The sequence below is a fragment of the Oleiagrimonas sp. MCCC 1A03011 genome (assembly GCF_003267965.1).
Lineage (GTDB): Bacteria > Pseudomonadota > Gammaproteobacteria > Xanthomonadales > Rhodanobacteraceae > Oleiagrimonas > Oleiagrimonas citrea.
On record NZ_MSPY01000003.1, the window covers coordinates 275,469 to 296,004 of the forward strand.

Annotated in this window: 18 protein-coding genes and 1 tRNA gene; 12 read left to right on the forward strand and 7 right to left on the reverse strand. The window is 65.5% G+C overall.

Annotation, left to right across the window (positions count from 1 at the left end):
• The first annotated feature begins 87 nt into the window (after positions 1-87).
• Genes ispG through BTJ49_RS07820 form a run of 3 tightly spaced genes read left to right on the forward strand, consistent with a single transcriptional unit; the run spans position 88 to position 2,574 of the window.
• Positions 88-1,359 carry a flavodoxin-dependent (E)-4-hydroxy-3-methylbut-2-enyl-diphosphate synthase gene (ispG, locus tag BTJ49_RS07810; protein ID WP_113064821.1) on the forward strand — a complete coding sequence of 424 codons (1,272 nt, stop codon included), beginning with the start codon at positions 88-90 and terminating at the stop codon, positions 1,357-1,359.
• Positions 1,360-1,372: 13 nt separating this feature from the next.
• Entirely contained in the window at positions 1,373-2,041 is a 669-nt protein-coding gene (locus BTJ49_RS07815; protein WP_113064822.1) for a class I SAM-dependent methyltransferase, read from the forward strand.
• Positions 2,042-2,094: 53 nt separating this feature from the next.
• Positions 2,095-2,574, forward strand: coding sequence for a hypothetical protein (locus BTJ49_RS07820; protein ID WP_146742301.1), 480 nt, complete (start codon positions 2,095-2,097; stop codon positions 2,572-2,574).
• Between the two features lie 54 nt (positions 2,575-2,628).
• On the opposite strand, the gene aat is transcribed toward BTJ49_RS07820, so the two are convergent.
• The 4 genes from aat to trxB all read right to left on the reverse strand — a co-directional run bounded on the left by aat (position 2,629) and on the right by trxB (position 6,025).
• Positions 2,629-3,378, reverse strand: a complete 750-nt coding sequence (gene aat / locus BTJ49_RS07825; RefSeq protein WP_113064824.1) for a leucyl/phenylalanyl-tRNA--protein transferase — start codon at positions 3,376-3,378, stop codon at positions 2,629-2,631.
• Positions 3,379-3,415: 37 nt separating this feature from the next.
• On the reverse strand, positions 3,416-3,832 hold the full coding sequence (locus BTJ49_RS07830) for a TIGR03067 domain-containing protein (protein ID WP_240601774.1): 417 nt from the start codon (positions 3,830-3,832) through the stop codon (positions 3,416-3,418).
• Positions 3,833-3,865: 33 nt separating this feature from the next.
• Entirely contained in the window at positions 3,866-4,999 is a 1,134-nt protein-coding gene (locus BTJ49_RS07835; RefSeq protein ID WP_113064825.1) for a GNAT family N-acetyltransferase, read from the reverse strand.
• Between the two features lie 63 nt (positions 5,000-5,062).
• Complete coding sequence (gene trxB, locus BTJ49_RS07840; RefSeq protein ID WP_113064826.1) at positions 5,063-6,025, reverse strand: thioredoxin-disulfide reductase; 963 nt, start codon at positions 6,023-6,025, stop codon at positions 5,063-5,065.
• A gap of 239 nt (positions 6,026-6,264) precedes the next feature.
• On the opposite strand from trxB, the gene BTJ49_RS07845 reads away from it, so the two are divergent.
• From BTJ49_RS07845 to BTJ49_RS07860, 4 genes are all read left to right on the forward strand, one after another.
• Positions 6,265-7,329, forward strand: coding sequence for an alanine dehydrogenase (locus BTJ49_RS07845; RefSeq protein ID WP_113064827.1), 1,065 nt, complete (start codon positions 6,265-6,267; stop codon positions 7,327-7,329).
• A 221-nt stretch (positions 7,330-7,550) separates the two neighbouring features.
• A complete protein-coding gene (locus tag BTJ49_RS07850; protein ID WP_113065091.1) occupies positions 7,551-9,821 on the forward strand; it encodes a DNA translocase FtsK in 2,271 nt (756 codons plus the stop codon).
• A gap of 71 nt (positions 9,822-9,892) precedes the next feature.
• Complete coding sequence (gene lolA, locus BTJ49_RS07855) at positions 9,893-10,555, forward strand: outer membrane lipoprotein chaperone LolA (protein ID WP_113064828.1); 663 nt, start codon at positions 9,893-9,895, stop codon at positions 10,553-10,555.
• Positions 10,556-10,588: 33 nt separating this feature from the next.
• Positions 10,589-11,281 carry a YoaK family protein gene (locus tag BTJ49_RS07860; protein WP_113064829.1) on the forward strand — a complete coding sequence of 231 codons (693 nt, stop codon included), beginning with the start codon at positions 10,589-10,591 and terminating at the stop codon, positions 11,279-11,281.
• Positions 11,282-11,291: 10 nt separating this feature from the next.
• On the opposite strand, the gene BTJ49_RS07865 is transcribed toward BTJ49_RS07860, so the two are convergent.
• On the reverse strand, positions 11,292-14,312 hold the full coding sequence (locus tag BTJ49_RS07865; protein WP_240601775.1) for a ligand-binding sensor domain-containing diguanylate cyclase: 3,021 nt from the start codon (positions 14,310-14,312) through the stop codon (positions 11,292-11,294).
• Positions 14,313-14,602: 290 nt separating this feature from the next.
• Between BTJ49_RS07865 and BTJ49_RS07870 the strand changes: the two genes are divergently transcribed.
• Positions 14,603-15,940, forward strand: coding sequence for a replication-associated recombination protein A (locus BTJ49_RS07870; RefSeq protein WP_168184693.1), 1,338 nt, complete (start codon positions 14,603-14,605; stop codon positions 15,938-15,940).
• 18 nt (positions 15,941-15,958) lie between these two features.
• On the opposite strand, the gene BTJ49_RS07875 is transcribed toward BTJ49_RS07870, so the two are convergent.
• On the reverse strand, positions 15,959-16,717 hold the full coding sequence (locus BTJ49_RS07875) for a DUF3047 domain-containing protein (protein WP_240601776.1): 759 nt from the start codon (positions 16,715-16,717) through the stop codon (positions 15,959-15,961).
• Positions 16,718-16,920: 203 nt separating this feature from the next.
• Here BTJ49_RS07875 and serS point away from each other — a divergent pair, with 203 nt between their 5' ends.
• From serS to BTJ49_RS07890, 3 genes are all read left to right on the forward strand, one after another.
• Positions 16,921-18,198, forward strand: coding sequence for a serine--tRNA ligase (gene serS / locus BTJ49_RS07880; RefSeq protein WP_113064832.1), 1,278 nt, complete (start codon positions 16,921-16,923; stop codon positions 18,196-18,198).
• 15 nt (positions 18,199-18,213) lie between these two features.
• Complete coding sequence (locus BTJ49_RS07885) at positions 18,214-18,585, forward strand: hypothetical protein (RefSeq protein ID WP_113064833.1); 372 nt, start codon at positions 18,214-18,216, stop codon at positions 18,583-18,585.
• A 72-nt stretch (positions 18,586-18,657) separates the two neighbouring features.
• A tRNA-Ser gene (locus tag BTJ49_RS07890) sits at positions 18,658-18,747 on the forward strand.
• 100 nt (positions 18,748-18,847) lie between these two features.
• On the opposite strand, the gene BTJ49_RS07895 is transcribed toward BTJ49_RS07890, so the two are convergent.
• On the reverse strand, positions 18,848-19,429 hold the full coding sequence (locus tag BTJ49_RS07895; RefSeq protein ID WP_113064834.1) for an FMN-dependent NADH-azoreductase: 582 nt from the start codon (positions 19,427-19,429) through the stop codon (positions 18,848-18,850).
• 109 nt (positions 19,430-19,538) lie between these two features.
• On the opposite strand from BTJ49_RS07895, the gene BTJ49_RS07900 reads away from it, so the two are divergent.
• Positions 19,539-20,498: a LysR substrate-binding domain-containing protein gene (locus BTJ49_RS07900; protein ID WP_240601777.1), complete on the forward strand. Its 960-nt coding sequence runs from the start codon at positions 19,539-19,541 to the stop codon at positions 20,496-20,498.
• Positions 20,499-20,536 lie beyond the last annotated feature (38 nt).

A 20,536-nucleotide genomic window follows, 5' to 3' on the forward strand; every position in this document is an offset into this window, starting at 1 on the left:
TTTTCGGATCTGCCTCAGGTATCCGGGCGATCGGCCGCGTCGCCGCATCGGTTATCCTTGGCGTCCTCGCATACTTCGATTCCGACCATGTCCGCCGTCCCCGAGCATTCCTCCGAAATCACGCCCCGCAACGCCGAGTCCGAGCCGCGCCGTCACAGTGTCGGTGTGCGCATCGGTCCAGTGCAGGTCGGCGGCGGCGCGCCGGTCGCGGTGCAGTCGATGACCAATACCGACACCGCCGATGTACAGGGCACGGCGAAGCAGGTGGCGGAGTTGGCGCGCGCCGGTTCCGAGTTGGTGCGCATTACCGTGAACAATCCCGAGGCGGCCGCTGCGGTACCACGTATCCGCGAACGCCTGGACATGATGGGCGTGTCCGTGCCGCTGGTCGGCGATTTCCACTACAACGGCCACCAGTTGCTGGAAGCCGAGCCGGCCTGCGCCGAGGCGCTGGCGAAGTACCGCATCAATCCGGGCAACGTCGGCTTCGGCAAGAAGAAGGACTCGCAGTTCGCCGCGATCATCGAGAAGGCGCTGGAATACGACAAACCGGTGCGCATCGGCGCCAACTGGGGTTCGCTGGACCAGTCCATGGTCGCCGTGCTGATGGACGAGAATCACCAGCGCGCGAAGCCGTGGGACGCCGCGCACGTGGCGCGCGAGGCACTGATCCGCTCGGCACTGGATTCGGCTGCGCGGGCCGAGGAACTCGGTCTGTCGCGCGACCGCATCATCCTCTCGGCCAAGGTGTCGGGTGTGCAGGAGCTGATCGCCGTCTACCGCGATCTGGCCGCGCGTTCGGACTATGCGCTGCACCTCGGTCTGACCGAGGCCGGCATGGGCTCGAAGGGCATCGTCGCCTCCAGCGCCGCGCTGGCGGTGCTGCTGCAGGAAGGCATCGGCGACACCATCCGCATCTCGTTGACGCCGGAACCCGGGCAGTCGCGCACGCAGGAAGTCATCGTCGCGCAGGAACTGCTGCAGACCATGGGCCTGCGCGCCTTCACGCCGCTGGTCACGGCCTGTCCGGGCTGCGGGCGCACCACCAGCACGGTGTTCCAGGAGCTGGCCAAGGCCGTGCAGGAGCATGTGCGCGCGAAGATGCCGGAATGGCGCGTGAAGTACGACGGTGTGGAGAACATGACGCTCGCTGTCATGGGCTGCGTGGTCAACGGGCCGGGCGAGTCCAAGCACGCCAATATCGGCATCTCGCTGCCGGGTACGGGCGAGGCGCCTTCGGCGCCGGTGTTCGTCGACGGCAAGAAGACCGTGACCCTGCGCGGCGAAGGCATCGCGCAGGAGTTCATCGGTATCGTCGAGGACTACATCGGCACGCATTACACCGCACGCGGCGATTGAGTCGCGGTCCGACATGGATGAGGAAACCCGCATCCGCGCGCTCTGGGACGCCAACGCGGCGGCCTGGACCCACGCGGTGCGCAGCGGCGGCATCCGCAGCCGCCGCGTGGCGACGGATGGCGCGATCCTCGACGCCGTGCTCGCGCGGCATCCCCGCACCACGCTGGATATCGGCTGCGGCGAGGGATGGCTGGTGCGCGCACTGGCAGCCCTGGACATCGACGTGCTGGGTGTGGATGGCGCCCGCGCGCTGATCGAACAGGCACAGGCGGCCGGTCCCGGCCGGTATCGTGTGCGGACCCAGGAAGCTCTGGGCGAGCATGGGCTGGACGCGCGCTTCGACGTGGTGACGTGCAATTTCGCCTTGTTCGGCAAGACCGTGGTCGAGCGTCTGTTCGAACGCGTGCCGGAATGGCTGCACCCTGGCGGGGCGTTGATCATCCAGACACTGCATCCCGACTCGGTCTGCGACGGCGCGGAGGCCCGGGACGGCTGGCGCAGCGGCTCGTGGCAGGGTTGCGGCGACGGATTCGGCGATGCGCCGCCGTGGTACTTCCGCACACTTGCGAGCTGGACAGCGTTGATCGAGGCCAGCGGGCTGCGCGTGGTCGAGCGTCGAACGCCTCGCGACCCCGAGGGTGGCCGGGCGCTGTCGCTACTGCTGGTGGCCGAGGCGGCCTGATCGCCGCGCCGACGAGATTTCGATAGAGTGTCTTGTTGGTGTGTGTCAGGGAGATGCGCGCCGACGTCGCGGTGCGCCGCGATCGGACAAAACAACAGGGGGGAATACGGATGTTGAAGCGTGCACTTTTCGGACTGGTCGTGCTCGGGGCTTTTCTGCTCTGGCATTTCGGCAGGAACGCGACCATGCCCTCGCTGGCCGAGGAAGCTCAGATGGCTCCGCCCGCACAAGCCACGTCGGTCACATTCAAGAAGGATTCCTGGGCGTGCACCGCCGAGGAGTTCAAGCATCAGGTGCTTCAGGACAAGAGCCACTACGCCAGTCCGGTGGTGATCAAGATCGTTGGCGGCGCACCGCAGTTCTGCCGCGAGATCAACACGAGCCACGGATATACGCTGGTGAAGAGCGACGCGGCGCCCGGCCCGTGTCCCGATCACAGTTGCGTTGCTTTCAGAGCGGAGGTTCGGTTCAAGGGGCGTACCTACCCCTGGGTGCTATATGCGCCCAATAGCTTCATTGCATCGTCGAACTGAGACGTCTTCCGGGTACGGATGCGTCGCGAGCCGCCGCGATTGCCGTGCGCGCGGTCACGGGCTGGATTTCGCCGTTCGCAGCAGGTCGTCGGTGAGGCGCGGTGGAGTCGGGCGCCAGATGTCCGCAGTGAGCGGTTGCGACGCCAGCGCTTCGGCACGGGCGACGAAATCCTTGCGTGGCCATTCTTCCGCGCCGAGCGAAAGCAGGTGCGGGTTGCTCACTTGCGCGTCGAGCAACGGTGCGCCGCCTTCACGCAGCAGTGCGGCGAGCGCGCACAGCGCCAGTTTCGAGCCGCCGCTCTGTGCGCTGAACATCGACTCGCCGCAGAAAAGCCGGCCCACGGCCACGCCGTATACGCCACCGACCAGGGCGTCGTCGTCCCATACTTCCACGCTGTGGGCGTGGCCGAGGCGGTGCAGGACGCTATAGGCCTGGATCATCGCAGGGCCGATCCAGGTGCCGTCCTGACCGGGGCGTGGAGCGGCGCAGGCTTCGATGACCCGGTCGAAGGCCTGGTTCACGGTGATCCGCCAGCCTTTGCCGCGGACCTGGCGGCGCAGACTGCGGTTGGGTCGAAGACGTTCGGTGCGGAACACGCAGCGCGGGTCCGGCGACCACCACAGGATCGGGTCGCCTTCACTGAACCAGGGGAAGATGCCGTGGCGATAGGCGGCCAGCAGGCGCTCCGGTCGCAGGTCGCCGCCGACAGCGAGCAGGCCGTTCGGATCGCGCAGTGCGTGCGAGACCGGCGGGAAATGCGGCGGTGAACCCGGTTCGAAAAACGTGAGCGGAAGGCGCGTCATGACACGCTCATGGTGCCACGACGCGGAACGGTACGCTTCAGTCGCGGCGCACGAAGCTGCGCATGGTCAGTCCCTGCGTGGTGCGGAACTGCGTGGGTCGCGCCATGCCCGGATCGGCGGCGATGAACACGAAGCGGTCGTCGTCCAGCTTGTAACTGGCCAGGATCGGCTGGCCGGCCTCTTCGCCGATGGCGTCGACCCAGGTGATGGACTTGGGCGTGGTCGTGGCGTCTAGCGTGAAGGTGCCGTGCAGCATGAGTGTGCCATCTGGAGAGCGAGCTTCGAAACGATGGCCGTCGATGAGGGTGATGACACCTGCGCCACCATAGGTATCCGGCGGGTCGATGACGCCATTATCCTCGACGCCGACCTGCACCCATTCGCCTTGCAGCAGGGCAAGGTCATGTTCGCTGGCATTCGAATGATCGTTTTTGTTCTCTTCGTTCATGCTCATGATGCAATCAGTCCTTGAAATGTATGGTGCATCCTATGCTTCGGCGTATGGACTGTGCACGCGCAGCTCCTCGGCATAGACCTGCATGTCCTCGTCTTCCTCACGCAAGGCACGCGCCACGGCCGCGCGGAATCCCTCGTGGACCAGGAAATGGCGTGAGTGCGTGCGGGTGGGCATGAAGCCGCGCGCCATCTTGTGGCGGCCCTGTGCACCTGGTTCGAAACGTTGCAGTCCGTGCGCGATGGCGTGTTCGATGCCGAGGTAGTAGCACAGTTCGAAGTGCAGGCCGGGTACATCGACGCGGGTGCCCCAGTAGCGGCCGTACAGCGTGTTTTCGCCGCGAAGGAACAGCGCCATCGCGAGGATGTCGTCGCCGTGCCGCGCCAGCGCCACCTGCACGCTGTCGCCGAGCGAGGCTGCCAGATGGCGGAAGAAGTCGAGCGTCAGCGCGGCGTGGTTGCCTTTCTCGTCGAAGGTGGCTTGGTAGAGCGCGTGGATCTGCATCCATTCGGCGTCGCTGAGGCGGTTGCCGGCGACCATCGCGCACGCCAGTCCGCTGTCGGCGACCTGGCGGCGCTCGTGGCGGATGTTCTTGCGCTTCTTGTGCTTGAGCGCGGCGAGGAAGTCCGCGAAGTCGCCGTAGCCGCGATTGTGCCAGTGGTACTGGATGTCGTGGCGCGGCAGCCATGCATCGTCGAAGGCGTCCAGGTCATCGTCGGTCAGGAAATTGGCGTGTACCGAGGACAGACCGTGGCGGCGCGCTTCCTCGGCGAGAGCGTCGATCAGCGCGCGGCGCAGGGCCGGCGCTTCGTCGCCGTCGGCGACCAGCAGGCGCGGCCCGGGGATGGGCGAGTAGGGCACGCCCAGCAGCAGTTTCGGGTAGTAGTCGCCACCGGCCTGTTCCCAGGCATGCGCCCAGCCCCAGTCGAACACGTATTCGCCGTGCGAGTTGCCTTTCAGGTAGACCGGGGCGGCGCCGATCAGGCGCTCGCCGTCGTGCAGGGTCAGGTGATGCGGTTGCCAGCCCCACTCGCGACGAATGCAGTCGTGGCGTTCCAGTCCGGCGAGGAAGGCGTGCGAGACAAACGGGTTCGCCGCGCCGGCTAGCGCATCCCAGGCCGAGGCCTCGATGTCGTCCAGGGAATCGTGGAAGCGGGCCGTGAGCATGCGGTCAGGATAGCGGGACCGACCGGCGCATCGTGATGCGCCGGTCGGTCGACAGACGGCGGATCAGCCGTTGAGATTCTGCTGATCCAGCCAGCGCTCGGCGTCGAGCGCCGCCATGCAGCCGAAGCCGGCCGAGGTGACGGCCTGACGGTAGACCTGGTCAGCCACATCGCCGGCGGCGAACACGCCGGGCACCGAAGCCATCGTGGCCATGCCGGCCAGACCGCTCTTGATGGTGATATAGCCGTTCTTCATGTCCAGCTGACCGTCGAAGATGCCGGTGTTCGGGGTGTGGCCGATGGCCACGAACATGCCGGTGACTTCCAGGTCGCGGGTGCTGTCGTCCTTGGTGCTGCGCACGCGCACGCCGTTCACGCCGGAATCGTCGCCCAGCACTTCGTCGACGGTGTGTTCCCAGACCATCTCGATCTTGCCGGCGTTGACCTTCTCGAACAGCTTGTCCTGCATGATCTTTTCGGCGCGCAGCGAGTCGCGGCGGTGCACCAGGTAGACCTTGCGGCAGATGTTGGCCAGGTACAGCGCTTCCTCGACCGCGGTGTTGCCGCCACCGATGACCGCCACGTCCTGTTCGCGGAAGAAGAAGCCGTCGCAGGTGGCGCAGGCCGACACGCCCTTGCCCTTGAAGTGCTCCTCCGAGGCCAGTCCGAGGTACTTGGCGGTGGCGCCGGTGGTGATGATGAGCGCGTCGCAGGTGTACTCGCCGCTGTCGCCCTTGAGGCGGAACGGGCGCTGGGTCAGGTCGGCGGTGTGGATGTGGTCGAAGATCATCTCGGTCTTGAAGCGCTCGGCGTGCTCGGCCATGCGCTGCATGAGTTCCGGACCCTGCACTCCATTCTGGTCGCCGGGCCAGTTGTCGACGTCGGTGGTGGTCATCAGCTGGCCGCCCTGTTCGAGACCGGTGACCATTGTCGGCTTCAGGTTGGCGCGGGCGGCGTAGACCGCGGCGGTGTAGCCGGCGGGGCCGGAGCCGAGGATCAGAAGACGGCTGTGCTTGGGGGTGCTCATGTATAATCCTTGGGGTTTGGTACGGCGTATCGGGTCGTGCCCGCCAGCTCCATTCGGAGCGCTTTCCGCCATGCTTCCACGGTGCCTTCGACGGTACCGCGGCGTTGCGGGTTGGTGCTGCGGAGTGAAACAGAATGGGGAAGGCGGCGCGGCGATTCAAGACGTACCGGTCGGTGCGCAGCGCGAACCCGCGCGGCGCGTCCTTTTTCAGCAGAAGTTCTTGCGAGGTTGTTCGTCCCATGCGTATCGGCATTCCTTCCGAAACCAAGACCCTCGAGGGCCGTGTTGCCTTGGTGCCCGCCGCGGCCGGCGATCTGGTCCGTCGTGGCCACGAGGTCTTCATCCAGTCCGGCGCGGGCGAGAAGAGCGGCTTCTCGGACGAGGCCTACACCCAGGTTGGCGTGCAGATCGCGGCCGACGCCGCGGCGCTGTATGCGGCCGGCGAACTGATCGTCAAGGTCAAGGAGCCGATCGCGGGCGACCTGGAGCATCTGCAGAAGCATCATCTGCTGTTCTGCTACCTGCACCTGGCCGCCGAGCCGGCGCTGACCGAGCGTCTGCTCGAGATCGGCCTGACCGGTGTGGCCTTCGAGTCGGTGGAAGAGAACGGTTCGCTGCCGCTGCTGACGCCGATGTCGATTATCGCCGGTCGCATCGCCACCCAATGCGGCACCACCCTGCTGCACCGCCCGAACGGCGGCAAGGGCAAGCTGCTGGGCGGTCTGGCCTCGGCCGAGCGCGGCAAGGTGGTGGTGCTGGGCGCCGGCGCGGCCGGCGGTGCGTCCGCTGCGCTGGCGGCGCAGGCCGGCGCCAACGTGGTGGTGTTCGACAAGCGCCAGGACCGCATGGCCGAGATGATGGCGCTGGGCCACAACGTGACCGCGCTGTATGCCTACGAGCAGGCCGTGGCCGAGCACGTGGCCGACGCCGACCTGGTCATCGGCGCGGTGCTGATCCCCAGCGCCAAGGCGCCGCGCGTGGTCACCGAGGACATGGTCAAGACCATGGAGAAGGGCAGCGTGCTGGTGGACATCTCCATCGACCAGGGCGGTTGCTTCGAGACCTCCAAACCGACCACCTGGGCCGAGCCGACCTACGATGTGCACGGTGTCACGCATTTCGCCGTCACCAACATGCCGGGTGCGGTGCAGCAGACCTCCAGTCAGGCCATTTCGGCGGCGATCCTGCCGTACGTGCAGCGCCTGGCGGCCGGCGTCAGCTGGCGCGAGCATGAACCGCTGCGTGCGGGCATCAATGTCGAAGGCGGCGAAATCGTGCATCCTGCCTTGAGGGCCGATGCGTAACGCCCGTGTCCCGCGCTGGGCCGGTTTGTCTGCCACGCGGCGGCACCGGGTTCGGCGCGGGCGATTCGGGGCATGAACAAGTGCGCAGGACGTGCTATAACGTTTCCTGAAATTTCATGCAGTTGCCCTGATTTCTTGAGGTAGTACACCACGTGGCACGCAAGACCAGCGCCAAGGCCAAGGGGAAAGCGCAGGAACCGGAGAGCGGCCTCAACGAGGACCTGCGCCGGCGTCTGCGCGAAGCCGGCGTCCTGTTGTTGGTGCCACTGGCGGTGTATCTGCTGCTGTGTCTGGCGACCTACAGCGCACAGGACCCGAGCTGGTCGCACGCGTCCGAGGTTGACGACATTCACAATCTGGGCGGCATGGTCGGCGCGTGGATCGCCGACCTGCTGCGCTATCTGTTCGGTGTCGTCTCCTACGCCTTTCCGCTGCTGTTGCTGGCGCTGGGTCTGAAGGTTCTGCGCCGCGACGTGAACGCGGAGTCGGTGACGCCGTACGAGCCGGCGCTTCGTCTGGTCGGTTTCGTGCTGTTCTTCATCGTCGGGCCGGGGCTGGCGGCGCTGAACTTCGGTCACTACCGTGCCGCGCCGGCCGGAACCGGCGGTGTGCTCGGCGAGGCGGTCAGTCATGGTCTGGGCAGTGCCTTCGGTCAGGGCACGCCATTGTTGCTGTTCGCGCTGCTGTTGATCGCGATCACGCTGGCCACGGGCCTTTCGTGGTTCCGTGTGATGGATGTCATCGGCCGCGGTGTGCTGGCATTCGGTGCCTGGCTGGGGGCGCGTCTGCGCAAGGCGCCGGACATGTTGGCGGCCCGTGCGGCTCGCGCCGAGCGCACGGCGGTCAAGAAGGTCGAGGCGGTGAAGCAGGCCAGGCGCGAACCGATCCGCATCGAACCGATCGAGCCGCGCGTGGAGAAGAGCGAGCGCGCCACGCGCGAGTCGCAGATTCCATTGTTCAAGAGTTCCTCTGCCAAGGGCGAACTGCCGCCGCTGTCGCTGCTGGACGAGCCGCCGCCGCAGGGGCCGGGCTACAGCGAGGAAGCGCTGGAAGTGCTTTCGCGCCAGGTCGAGCTGAAGCTGAAGGATTTCCGCATCGAGGCGCGCGTGGTCGGGGTCTATCCCGGTCCGGTCATCACCCGTTTCGAGCTGGAACCCGCGCCGGGCGTGCGCGGCAGCCAGGTGTCCAATCTGGACAAGGACATTGCACGCGGCCTGTCCGTGGTCAGCGTGCGCGTGGTCGATGTGATCCCGGGCAAGAACGTGATCGGCCTGGAGATTCCCAACACCAAGCGCGAGATCGTCTATCTCTCGGAAATCCTGCGCTCGAAGGAATACGACGCCGCCAAGAGTTCGTTGTCGCTGGCGCTGGGCAAGAATATCGGCGGTCGGCCGGTCGTGGTGGATCTGGCCAAGATGCCGCATCTGCTGGTGGCCGGCACCACCGGTTCGGGCAAGTCGGTCGCCGTCAACGCCATGGTCCTGTCGCTGCTGTACAAGGCCAGCAAGGACGACGTGCGCCTGATCATGATCGATCCGAAGATGCTGGAGCTGTCGGTCTACGAGGGCATTCCGCATCTGTTGGCGCCGGTGGTCACCGACATGAAGGAGGCCGCCAACGCGCTGCGCTGGTGCGTGGCCGAGATGGAGCGCCGTTACAAGCTGATGGCCGCGGTCGGCGTGCGCAATCTGGCCGGATTCAACAAGAAGGTCAACGAGGCCGAGAAGGCGGGGCAGCCCTTGCTGGACCCGTTGTTCAAGCCCAATCCGGAACAGCCGGAACTGACCGCCGACCCGCTGCAGCCGCAGCCGCACATCGTGGTCATCATCGACGAATTCGCCGACATGATGATGATCGTCGGCAAGAAGGTCGAAGAGCTGATTGCGCGTCTGGCGCAGAAGGCGCGTGCCGCCGGCATCCACCTGATCCTGGCCACGCAGCGCCCGTCGGTGGATGTCATCACCGGCCTGATCAAGGCCAACATTCCGACTCGCATTGCGTTCCAGGTCTCGAGCAAGATCGACTCGCGCACCATTCTCGACCAGTCCGGCGCGGAGACGTTGCTGGGCCACGGCGACATGCTGTACCTGCCTCCGGGCACGGCCACGCCAGAACGCGTGCATGGCGCCTTCGTCGACGATCACGAGGTGCATGGCGTGGTCGAGTGGCTGAAGTCGCAGGGCGAGCCCGACTACATTGAGGGCGTGCTGGAAGACGTGCAGACGCTGGGCGATGGCAAGGTCATCAGCGAGTCCGGTTTGCCGCAAGATGCCGATGAAGGCGGTGGCGGCGACGCGGCGCTGTACGACAAGGCCGTGGCCATTGTCACGCAGACGCGCCGCGCGTCGATCTCCGGCGTGCAGCGGCATCTGCGCATCGGCTACAACCGCGCCGCGCGACTGATCGAACAGATGGAGGCCGACGGCGTGGTCAGCGCGCCGCAGCACAACGGTACCCGCGAAGTGCTGGCACCGCCGCCGCCGCGCGATTGAGGCGCTTCAGCCTCGCTTCAAATCATTTCGCTCAAGCTGAACGCATCCTTCTTGTTTCTGCAGGTTCGTCCATGAAGATTCGCTTCGCCACGCTGCTGTTGATCCTGTGCCTCGCACCGTTCGCTGCGCAGTCCGCGCAGACCGCCCGGGCCCGTCTGGACGCCTTTGCGCACAATCTTCATGCCTTGCGCGGGGACTTCACGCAGACCCTGACCGACGCCAATGGTCGAACCGGTCAGACCAGTCGCGGCACCGTGGCGTTGCAGACGCCGCGATTGTTCCGTTGGCAGACCAAGACGCCGTATCAGCAGTTGATCGTCGCCGACGGCAGTCGCGTGTGGACCTACGACCCGGACCTTGAACAGGTCACGGTGCAGCGGCAGAGCCTGCGCGAAGCGCACAGTCCGCTGACGGTACTGACCGATCCGTCGCGCGTGGACAAGGAATTCACGGTGACCGAACTGGGCACACGCGACGGCCTGCAATGGTTGCAGCTCAGCCCGCGGGACAGCGCGCAGAATATCCAGTCGGCGCAGCTCGGTTTCGATGACAAAGGGCTTGTGGAGATGCGCTTCACGGACCGTCTGGGCGCGGAATCGGTGATTCGCTTCAGTCATTGGCAGCGCAATCCGTCGCTGCCTTCATCGTTGTTCACCTTCACCCCGCCGAAGGGCGCGGACGTGGTCGGCGACACCAGCGGCATTCCCGAAGTGCGTCCGCTGGGTGGCTCCTGACCCGGTTCCGGGACGCACGTACAGGGGAGTGCGATGATTCGCCGTCTGCCGCGCTGGGTCTGGTTCGGGGGCACGCTGCTGGCGCTGCTGGCCGGCATGGTCAATGCCGTCGGCTATCTCAGCTTCGATCACCAGGCGGTCACGCACATGACCGGCACGACGACGCTGGTCGGCGTCAGTGCGGTGGAAGGCAATCATGCCGGCCTGATTCGCTACCTGGGCGCCATGCTGGCATTTCTGACGGGCGCGGCGACCAGCGGCATGATCGTGCGCGACACATCACTGCAACTCGGACAGCGCTATGGCGTCGCACTGGTGATCGAGTCGCTGCTGCTGTTCGCCGCGGTGCCCCTGATCCATGCACACGCAAATGCGGGGTTATGGGTCGCTGCAGCGGCCTGCGGACTGCAGAACGCGATGGTCACCACGTTCAGCGGCGCCGTGGTGCGGACCACGCACGTCACCGGGATTCTCACCGACCTCGGCTTGCTGATCGGCCATCGTCTGCGCGGATTGGCGATCGACAATCGCCGGTTGCGTCTTTACCTGCTGTTGTTCGGGGGCTTTCTCAGCGGTGGTTTCGTAGGCGCGTATGCATTCGGTTTCTGGCGCGAGCGGACGCTTTTTTTGCCGGCAGTCCTCGCGGCGCTGATCGGGTTCGGTTACATCCTCCACCGTCGTCGCAGTCTTCGCGCTGCACGCAGACCGAAGATCTCCAAACGCTGAAAGCGACTCGTCAGGAGGCGGCCTTGCAGCGATTGCGGCCGCTGTCCTTGGCTGCATAGAGCGCTGCATCGGCCCGTGAAATCCACTGCTGCAGCGACTCGCCTTCGCGCAGCGCCGCGACACCGATGCTGACGGTCACGGTGATCCTGCTTCGCTGGTGGTGAATGGATGTCTGCGCCAGCGTCTCGCGTATGCGTTCGGCCATCTGCATGCTCTGTTCCAGCGAACTGTCCGGCAGACAGATCACCAGTTCTTCGCCGCCGAAGCGAGCCGCAAGATCGGTTTCGCGGCAATGCGTGCGGATTACGCTGGCGACTGCGCGGATCGCGGCGTCGCCGGCAAGGTGTCCATAGGTGTCGTTGACTTGCTTGAACCGGTCCAGATCGAGCAGGACCATGCAGGCGTGTCCCGATTCGGCCTTCGCGCGCACTTCTTCGGCCAGTTCCAGGAAGCGGCGACGGTTGTACAGGCCGCTGAGTTCATCGGTGCCGGCGAGCTGGTCCAGACGGAGGTTCGCAGCTTGCAGGTCGCGGGTGCGTTCGTCGACCTGCTGCTGCAGCCGTTGCGCCTGACGGCGCAGATACAGCGTGCGCAGATGGACCAGCACGAAGATCAGGAGCAGCGCCAGCACCGCAATGGCCAGTCGGAATGGCAGCGTTTCGTACCAGAGCGGCCTGACCACGACCGGGAACGAAGTCGTTACGACATGGGGGTACATGCCGTGTGTCCGGGCGCGCAATTGCAGGGTGTACCGGCCATGAGGGAGGTTGGTGTAGATCGCGGCTGGCGGCGTTCCCTTCGGCGTGTGCGTCCAAGTTTCGTCGAACCCCTGCATGCGATAGCTGTAGGCGGTTTCGCGTGGCGCATGGTAGTCCAGCAGGGCGAATTCCGCGCGCAGGCTGCGACCACTGCGGTCCACGGTCAGGGTCTGGCCGCTGTGCGGCAGTTCGGCCGGCGGCACATCGTGTCCGTTGAGCGTGGCGGCGGTGATCGACAATCGTCCCTTTGCGCCGTCATCGGATTGCACCCGCGGGCGCACTACGCTCAACCCGCCCAGTCCGCCGAACAGCAGTCGACCATCCGCCTTGGCGGCGGCGATGTAGATGTAGCTGGCGATATGCAGTCCGTCGCGAATGCCGAGATTGCGCGCATGGCCGGTATCGGGATCAATCTTCGCCAGCCCGTTGGACATGCTGACCCAGGCCGCGCCATCGTCGTCGATCAGCACGGCGTTGATCTTGTCGCTGGCCAGGCCCTGAGCCTGATTGATGACACGGAAGTGGACCGGCGCGTTCGGCCGATAGTGATCGATGACGGCCAGACCGCCGAATGTGCTCACCCAGATCCGCCCACGCGCATCGCGTGCGATACCGCCCACGTAGTTCTGCGGCAGGCTCTCGGCGTCTCCGTCGTGGTGTCGCAATGAACGAAAGCCGGTGTCCGCTCCGGCGCTCTTCGCGATGCTGATGCCGCGCGTGGTGGCATACCAGATCTCGTCGCCCACCTGCACGATCTGACGGACTGTGTCACTGGCCAGGCTATGCGGGTCGTTCGGCTGATGCATGAAGTGTGTCAGCCGACCGTTGCGAAAATCGTAGCGGTAGACACCTTCGTAAGTGCCGATCAGCAGATAGCGGCCGGCACGCAGCAGCGTCAGTACCGGTTTGTTGTCGAGCTCCGGCAGTACGGAATCGTGCACGGCGAACGTCTTCGGATCGATGCGTGCCATGCCCTGGGAACCGACCCAGATGCTTCCATCCGGTCCCTCCGCGAAGGCCTGCACGTCGCGATGCGCCTGACTGCCTCCGAGATGCAGGTGGCGAAGATGCTCGCGGTCCGCGGGGATGAGATCGATCTTGCCCATGCCCAGGCCGAGCCATACCCGGTTCTGGTTGTCGACATAGATGCCGTGGACGTTGGGGTCCGCCAGTGCACGGGGTTGAAGCGGCGACGAAAGAACCGCGAAAGCGGTGCGCGCATGTCCGTTGCTCCGCGCCACGCCGAGGTCGGTCGCGACCCAGCGATTGCCGGTCGCGTCCTCCAGCAGTCCGCGCACGGTGTTGCCAGGCAGGGAAGAGGCGCGTGCGGGGTCGTGATCGATATGCTGGCTGGTGGCCGCGCCTACGCGATAAGCGACAATGCCGGCGCCATCGGTGCCGATCCACATCGTGCCGTCGTCGGTTTCGAGCATGGCGCGTACGGTCGGGCGGCGTGCGCCGGCATCGTAGCCGCTGAAATCGGGAACGGGGTGCCAGCGTCCACTACGGTCGCGGTAGACCGCGCCGGACTGCCCGCTGCCTGCCCAGATGCGACCTTCGCGGTCCTCGGTGATCGACCAGATCTGATCGTCGAGCACGGTCGTCGAGACGGCATCGTCGTTCGCGCTTGGCCGCACGAACTTGCGCGTGCCGGCCATGCGTTCGAACAGTCCCCGGTCGTTGCCGACCCAGAGGTTTCCGGCACGGTCCTCGAATACGCTGAAGTTGCGCGGCGCCAAACGCTTGCCGAGCGGGACGTGACGAATCGTATCGGTATGGGTGTCGAGGCGGTCCACGCCGCGATCGGTGGCGATCCAGACGATGCCGTCCCGGCCCTGCGAGAGGTCGTAGATCTTGGCGTCGGAGGTGCCGTTCGGACCGATCGGGTAGGTGTGGAACGCATTGGTGGCGGGATCGAAAACGGCCAGGCCGCCGGCGTTGGTGCCGACCAGGATGCGTCCATCGGGCAGCGCGAGCAGGCTGCGCACGTAGCTGTCCGGAAGCGCCGACGCCTTCTTTCCGTCGGTATCGAAACGTTGCATCCGGTAACCGTCGTAGCGCACCAGCCCACCCATGGTGCCGATCCATATCAGCCCGTTGCGATCCTGGGCGACGGCAGTGGTCACCGAATGCGGCAGGCCCTCGTCGATGCCGATATGGGTGAACCAGGGCGTATCGAAGGCCGACCAGGACGCGGCAGGCGCCGCCATCGCCATGCCGGCACGGCACAGCAGCAGCCAGCCGGTCAGGGCCAGCAGGAGAAATGTGCGCATGGGGGAATTCATGCTGCGCCCATGTGCGAACAACAGGCGCGAACGCGGGTTGTATCGGCCTTCAAGCGAATGAATCCCCGGCTTTCTTGACGAATCGAGTCCCCGCATCATACAGGGGCGAGGGCGCGCCCACACTGTCTGTGCCATGGCCTACAGGCCGTGTTGAGCGAACGCGTAAGGTGCGCTCGTCTTCGCGGCGAAGACGTCAGGGGGCTGAGCGATGACGATCAATGACATCTTCGGACACGCGGATGGTCGCGGTGCTGCGGTCGAATCTCTATGATGCCGCCATGGTGCAGCACAAAACGCCCTCGATGCCGGGCCTGTTCGCCGAGCCGGAAGGCCTCAAACCCCTGGCCGAACGCATGCGGCCGCGTTCCCTGGACGAGATCGTCGGCCAGCGTCGTCTGGTGGGCAGCGACAGCGTGCTGCGGCGTGCTCTGGAAGAGGGGCGCGTGCACTCCATGGTGCTGTGGGGGCCGCCAGGGTGTGGCAAGACCACGCTGGCGCTGCTGGTGGCGAAATACGCCGATGCCGAATTCCGCGCCATTTCCGCAGTACTTTCCGGTCTTCCGGACGTGCGCAAGGCGCTGGCCGAGGCCGAGGGCCATTTCGCGCAGGGGCGCCGGACGGTGCTGTTTGTCGACGAGGTCCATCGTTTCAACAAGGCGCAGCAGGACGCTTTCCTGCCGCATATCGAGAAGGGCGTGATCCTGTTTGTCGGCGCGACCACCGAGAATCCGTCCTTCGAGCTGAACTCGGCACTGCTGTCGCGTTGCCGCGTGCATGTGCTGGAAGCGGTCGCGCAGGACGACATCGTGCAGGCGCTTCGGCACGCGTTGGACGACGAGGAACGTGGCCTCGGCACGCAAGCGCTCGACGTCGAGGACGACGCGCTGCGGATGATCGCGCAGGCTGCGGATGGCGATGTGCGTCGCGCGCTGACCCTGCTCGAGATCGCCGCCGAACTGGCCGAGGGCGGTCGCATCGGGGACGCCACGCTGGAACAGGTGCTGGCCGATCGCACGCGTCGTTTCGACAAGGGCGGCGAGCAGTTCTACGACCAGATTTCGGCGTTGCACAAATCGGTGCGCAGCTCCGACCCGGACGCGGCCGTGTACTGGCTCACGCGCATGCTCGACGGCGGCTGCGACCGCAGCTATCTGGCCCGGCGCATGACGCGCATGGCGGTCGAGGACGTCGGTCTGGCCGATCCGCGCGCCTGGCGCATGGCGCTGGATGCGTGGGATACCTACGAACGTCTGGGCACGCCGGAGGGCGAGCTGGGGCTGGCGCAACTGGCGATCTACCTGGCCATCGCGCCGAAGAGCAATGCGGCCTACAAGGCCTACAACCAGGCGCGCGCCGCGGTGGGGGAAACCGGCACGCTGGAAGTGCCGATGCATCTGCGCAACGCGCCGACCAAGCTGATGAAGGGACTCGGCTACGGCAAGAACTATCAGTACGACCACGATGCCGAGGGCGGCGTGGCGCTGGATCAGCAGTGCCTGCCCGATGCGCTGGACGGGACGGCCTTCTATGAGCCGGTCGAGCGCGGGCTGGAAATCAAGGTCAAGGAACGGCTGGGCGCGCTGCGCGAGGCGCGGCGCAAGGCGCGCGGCGGCTGACTGCCGCCACCGAAACGGTCAGGGCGCGTTTCCCGCTCGCGTCGCTGTCGATGCGTTCCGGGTGGCATCGGGGGTCAGGGTGATGTCGCCAAACCAAGCGTGCGCGTTGCCGCCGGTGTTGTCCGAATCCGCGGCCAGCGCAATGCCTGTGATGGGCGGGGCCTTGTGCCCGAACGCCGCGCGGAAGTCCGCAGCGAGGTCGCGCGTCTCGGGCTGCCAAGCCCCGGCATGGCGATTGCCGCTCTGCAGCACGATCGTGCGCACACCGCTGAAGAACGGACTGGGTGCAATGGTGCCGACGGCATGGCGGTTGTCCCACACATAGCACAGCGCGGCGGTGGGCAGTGGATGGCCCAGGACATGCTCGGCCAGGCTGAGTTTCATGCGCTGATACAGCGAGAGGCTGCTTCGCGGCACGGCGAAGAACACGTATACGCGCGCGGCGGAGTCATCGCCGGAGCGCCGCGTCATGTCGGCGGCGGCGACGCTGTGGTCGACCTTCCAGCGCCAGCTCAAAAGGGTGGAGGCGGGCAGATCGAGTTTGTGGGCGACGGCGGCGGCATTCTTGTCGGTGTCGATGCTGAGTACAGTTTTTCCGTTCTCCCGCATCAGCGTGGTCGGCGCGGCCGGACGATGCCGCGACATGGCGTAATCGCGCCATCCCGAGGGAAGCGCTGTGCCGGGTGCATCGGTGGAGAAGCGCAGGGCGGCGCCGGCATGGGGCGCGGGAGTCAGTGCGACCGACGTGCCAAGCAGCAGGGAAAACAGGATCTTCAAGCGTTTCTCCGGGAGGATGCGTGGGTTCGCGCCGAATCGTGCGGTTGGGCGACTGCCCCGTTATCGTGCCGGCTGGCGCGTGCATGCGCGGTGAATGGTAACGCGGCCATCGCCGTGACGACTTTTTGCAGCGCGCAAGGTTTGCGCGATCCCTTGGCCTGCCGCGATAATCGTCGTTCCTGCGATAGGTAAAGGATGTTCCCATGCTCGATCCGGTGCTGCTGCGCTCGCAGCTTGCCGAAACCGCTGCGCGCCTGAAGTCGCGCGGCTTCGATCTCGATACGGCTGCGGTGGAGGCCCTGGAGGCCGAACGCAAGCAGTTGCAGACGCGCACCCAGGAACTGCAGGCCGAGCGCAACACGCGTTCGAAGAGTATCGGCAAGGCCAAGGCCGCCGGCGAGGACATCGCGCCGCTGCTGGCCGAGGTGGCCGGGCTGGGCGATCAGCTCAAGGCCAACGAGCAGGCTCTGGCGGATGTGCAGGCGCGGTTGTCCGACATCGCGCTGGGCATTCCCAATCTGCCCCATGCCGCAGTGCCGGAGGGCAAGGATGAAAACGACAACGTCGAGCAGTCGCGCTGGGGCGAGCCGCGCGCGTTCGATTTCGAGGTCAAGGACCATGTCGAACTCGGTGAGCGTCACGGCTGGCTGGACGGCGAGGCCGGCGCCAAGCTCTCCGGCGCGCGTTTCACCGTGATGCGTGGCCAGCTGGCGCGCCTGCATCGCGCGCTGGCGCAGTTCATGCTCGATGTGCAGACCGAGCAGCATGGTTACCTCGAATGCAACGTGCCAGTGCTGGTGAACAGTGAGAGCATGCTGGGCACGAGCCAGTTGCCTAAGTTCGAGGAAGATCTCTTCGCCACGCAGGTCGGCGACTCCAAGCGCTACCTGATTCCCACCGCCGAAGTGCCGCTGACCAATCTGGTGCGTGACAGCATCGTCGACTCCGACGCGCTGCCGATGCGCATGACCGCGCACACGCTGTGCTTCCGTGCCGAGGCTGGCAGCTACGGCAGGGACGTGCGCGGCATGATCCGCCAGCACCAGTTCGAGAAGATCGAGATGGTGCAGGTGGCGCATCCGGCGCATTCCTACGATCAGCTCGAGGAGATGGTCGGCCATGCCGAGAAGATCCTGCAGCTGCTGGATCTTCCCTACCGCAAGATGCTGCTGTGCACGGGCGACATGGGCTTCGGCTCGGCCAAGACCTACGACCTCGAAGTCTGGCTGCCCAGTCAGCAGGCCTATCGCGAAATCTCCAGCTGCTCGAACTTCGAGGATTTCCAGGCACGCCGCATGCAGGCGCGCTGGCGCAATCCCGAGACCGGCAAACCGGAGCTGGTGCATACCCTCAATGGTTCCGGTCTGGCGGTCGGCCGCTGCCTGATCGCGGTGATGGAAAACGGGCAAAATGCCGATGGTTCGATTACCATTCCCGAGGCCCTGCGTCCGTACATGCGTGGCGCATCGACCATCACGTAAGTCAAAGAAGAAATCATGGAGACCAAGGATCGCTGGCAGCAGGGATTGGCTATTGCGGAGCTGGCGGTCATGATCGCGGGCATCCTGCTGTATTCGCAGCTCTGTGGATTCGCGCAGCCGTGGCAGTTCCTCGGTTTTCTGGTCGGCCTGGGGATTCTGGCGCTCTGGGTGCGTCTTTCGCGGATCAAGCTGCGTCGTCAGCTCGCGGTCGTGCTGCTTCTCGCGGCATACGCCTCGTTCGTGCCGATGCTGCTCGGCGGGGAAGTGTCGCGTCGAGTGTTTTTCTTCGGCATGATGCTGCCGACGACGGTGTTCGGCGCAGCGATCTACTTCGGCGCCTTGCGCCGGGTGCAGCGCAAGCGCCCGCTGGGACCGCCGGACGTCTGATCGGCGCGGGTCGAGGTTGCGGCCCGGCATCGCACGACACATGAAGTGGTGCGATGCCTCGACAATGCAAACGGTGAGGTGGCCGAGCGGTTTAAGGCACCGGTCTTGAAAACCGGCGTGGTAGCGATACCACCGTGGGTTCGAATCCCACCCTCACCGCCATCGATGCAAGTCGCTGATTGCCTGTCTCAAAAGGAACGCATGAAAAAGCCGCGGCGGACACGGATCCGCCACGGCGAGGCACGTGTGTTTGCAGCCAGAATCAGGCTGCGCGGCGCGTGAGGCCGTGAATGGTGTTGCGGGCCTGCTCGAGGGCCTTCTGTTTCTGTTCCGGTCCCATGGCAATGCCTTCGGCACGCACGATGTCGATGTCGGTGATACCGATGAAGCCCAGGAAGCCGCGCAGATAGTTTTCCTGGAAGTCCATGGCGGCGGCAGGGCCTTCGCTGTAGATGCCACCTCGCGAGGACGCGATGATGACGCGCTTGCCGCCGGCCAGTCCTTCGGGGCCGTTTTCGGTATAGCGAAACACCTTGCCGGGTACCGCGATGCGGTCGATCCACGCCTTGAGCTGGGTGGTGATGCCGAAGTTGTACATCGGTGCACCCATCACCACGATATCCGCGTCGAGGAATTCGTCGAGAATCTCTTCGCCCAGCGAACTCGGTTCGCGGCTGACATCCACCACTGGCTGCCAATGCGGGATCGGGTCGGCGGCCAGGTCGCGGTAGACGATGTTGGCGTCGGGATGGGTGTCGCGAAGGCTGGCCACGATGTCCGCTGTCAGTTGGCGGCTTACCGAATGTGCGCCGAGGGCGCTGGCGTCCAGATGCAGAATGTTCATGGAATGACTCCGAGAGGAAGTGGGTTCTATCTGCGAACTATTCTGGTATCTGGACAATGACTCCGGAAGAGGGCATAAACGAACATATCGTTCATCAAGGAGAACAGTCGTGGAAGACCGCGACGGTGCACTGCACGACCTCAACGACCTGTATTTCTTCGCCGCGGTCGTCGAGCATGGCGGTTTTTCGGCCGCCGGGCGCGCATTGGGGATACCCAAGTCGCGCCTGAGCAAGCGGGTGTCGCAGCTGGAGGATCGGCTGGGCGTGCGTCTGCTGCAGCGGACCACCCGCCGCTTCGTGGTCACCGAGGTCGGCGAGCGCTTCCACGCGCATTGCCGCGCGGTGTTGGAAGAGGCTCAGGCGGCGCAGGACGCCATCGACGAACTGCGCAGCGAGCCGCGCGGCGTCGTGCGCGTGACCTGTCCGATCTCGCTGTCGCAGACGGTGATGGCGAAACTGCTTCCCGAATTCATGAACCAGTATCCGAAGGTCCAGGTTCGCCTAATCTCCACGGATCGCCGGGTGGACCTGATTGGCGAGGGCATCGACATTGCCGTCCGCGTGCGTGCCAAGCTGGACACTGATGCGACGCTGGTGATGCGCACGTTCGGCGAGTCGCGCATGCTGGCCGTGGCCAGCCCGAAACTGCTCGATGAGCTGGGGCGTCCGCAGCGTGCGATGGATCTGTCGAAGCTGCCCGCATTGTCGCCGTTCGAGCATGATGCGCCGCAAGTCTGGCCGCTGACGGACGGCAGCGGAGCGAGTATCGACGTGCCTATGCAGGCGCGACTGATCACCGGCGAATTCTCGGTCCTGCTCGCGGCAGCTTGCGCCGGCATGGGCGTGACCATTCTGCCGGAGTGGATCGTGGCACCGGCCATGGCTCGCGGCGAACTGGAAGCCGTGCTGCCGGGCATGGGCACCGTGCCCGGCACCATGCATTTCGTCTATTCCAGTCGACGCGGGCTGCTTCCGGGCGTGCGTGCGCTGGTCGATTATCTTGCCGAACGTCTGCCCAAGGCGGCCGAGCAGAACCACATGGACTGCCGCAAGATGCGCGCCGGATAGGGCGTACGGAGCGTCCTTCGGCATACGGGACGCATGCT

Bases quoted from the DNA above. Each gene is read 5' to 3' on its own strand.
- serS (WP_113064832.1), top strand. From the start codon at position 16,921: ATGCTCGATCCGGTGCTGCTGCGCTCGCAGCTTGCCGAAACCGCTGCG.
- BTJ49_RS07815 (WP_113064822.1), top strand. From the start codon at position 1,373: ATGGATGAGGAAACCCGCATCCGCGCGCTCTGGGACGCCAACGCGGCG.
- BTJ49_RS07830 (WP_240601774.1), bottom strand. From the start codon at position 3,832: ATGAGCATGAACGAAGAGAACAAAAACGATCATTCGAATGCCAGCGAA.
- lolA (WP_113064828.1), top strand. From the start codon at position 9,893: ATGAAGATTCGCTTCGCCACGCTGCTGTTGATCCTGTGCCTCGCACCG.
- BTJ49_RS07885 (WP_113064833.1), top strand. From the start codon at position 18,214: ATGGAGACCAAGGATCGCTGGCAGCAGGGATTGGCTATTGCGGAGCTG.
- aat (WP_113064824.1), bottom strand. From the start codon at position 3,378: ATGACGCGCCTTCCGCTCACGTTTTTCGAACCGGGTTCACCGCCGCAT.
- ispG (WP_113064821.1), top strand. From the start codon at position 88: ATGTCCGCCGTCCCCGAGCATTCCTCCGAAATCACGCCCCGCAACGCC.
- BTJ49_RS07870 (WP_168184693.1), top strand. From the start codon at position 14,603: ATGGTGCAGCACAAAACGCCCTCGATGCCGGGCCTGTTCGCCGAGCCG.
- BTJ49_RS07820 (WP_146742301.1), top strand. From the start codon at position 2,095: ATGCGCGCCGACGTCGCGGTGCGCCGCGATCGGACAAAACAACAGGGG.
- trxB (WP_113064826.1), bottom strand. From the start codon at position 6,025: ATGAGCACCCCCAAGCACAGCCGTCTTCTGATCCTCGGCTCCGGCCCC.
- BTJ49_RS07835 (WP_113064825.1), bottom strand. From the start codon at position 4,999: ATGCTCACGGCCCGCTTCCACGATTCCCTGGACGACATCGAGGCCTCG.
- BTJ49_RS07895 (WP_113064834.1), bottom strand. From the start codon at position 19,429: ATGAACATTCTGCATCTGGACGCCAGCGCCCTCGGCGCACATTCGGTA.
- BTJ49_RS07845 (WP_113064827.1), top strand. From the start codon at position 6,265: ATGCGTATCGGCATTCCTTCCGAAACCAAGACCCTCGAGGGCCGTGTT.
- BTJ49_RS07860 (WP_113064829.1), top strand. From the start codon at position 10,589: ATGATTCGCCGTCTGCCGCGCTGGGTCTGGTTCGGGGGCACGCTGCTG.
- BTJ49_RS07865 (WP_240601775.1), bottom strand. From the start codon at position 14,312: ATGCGCACATTTCTCCTGCTGGCCCTGACCGGCTGGCTGCTGCTGTGC.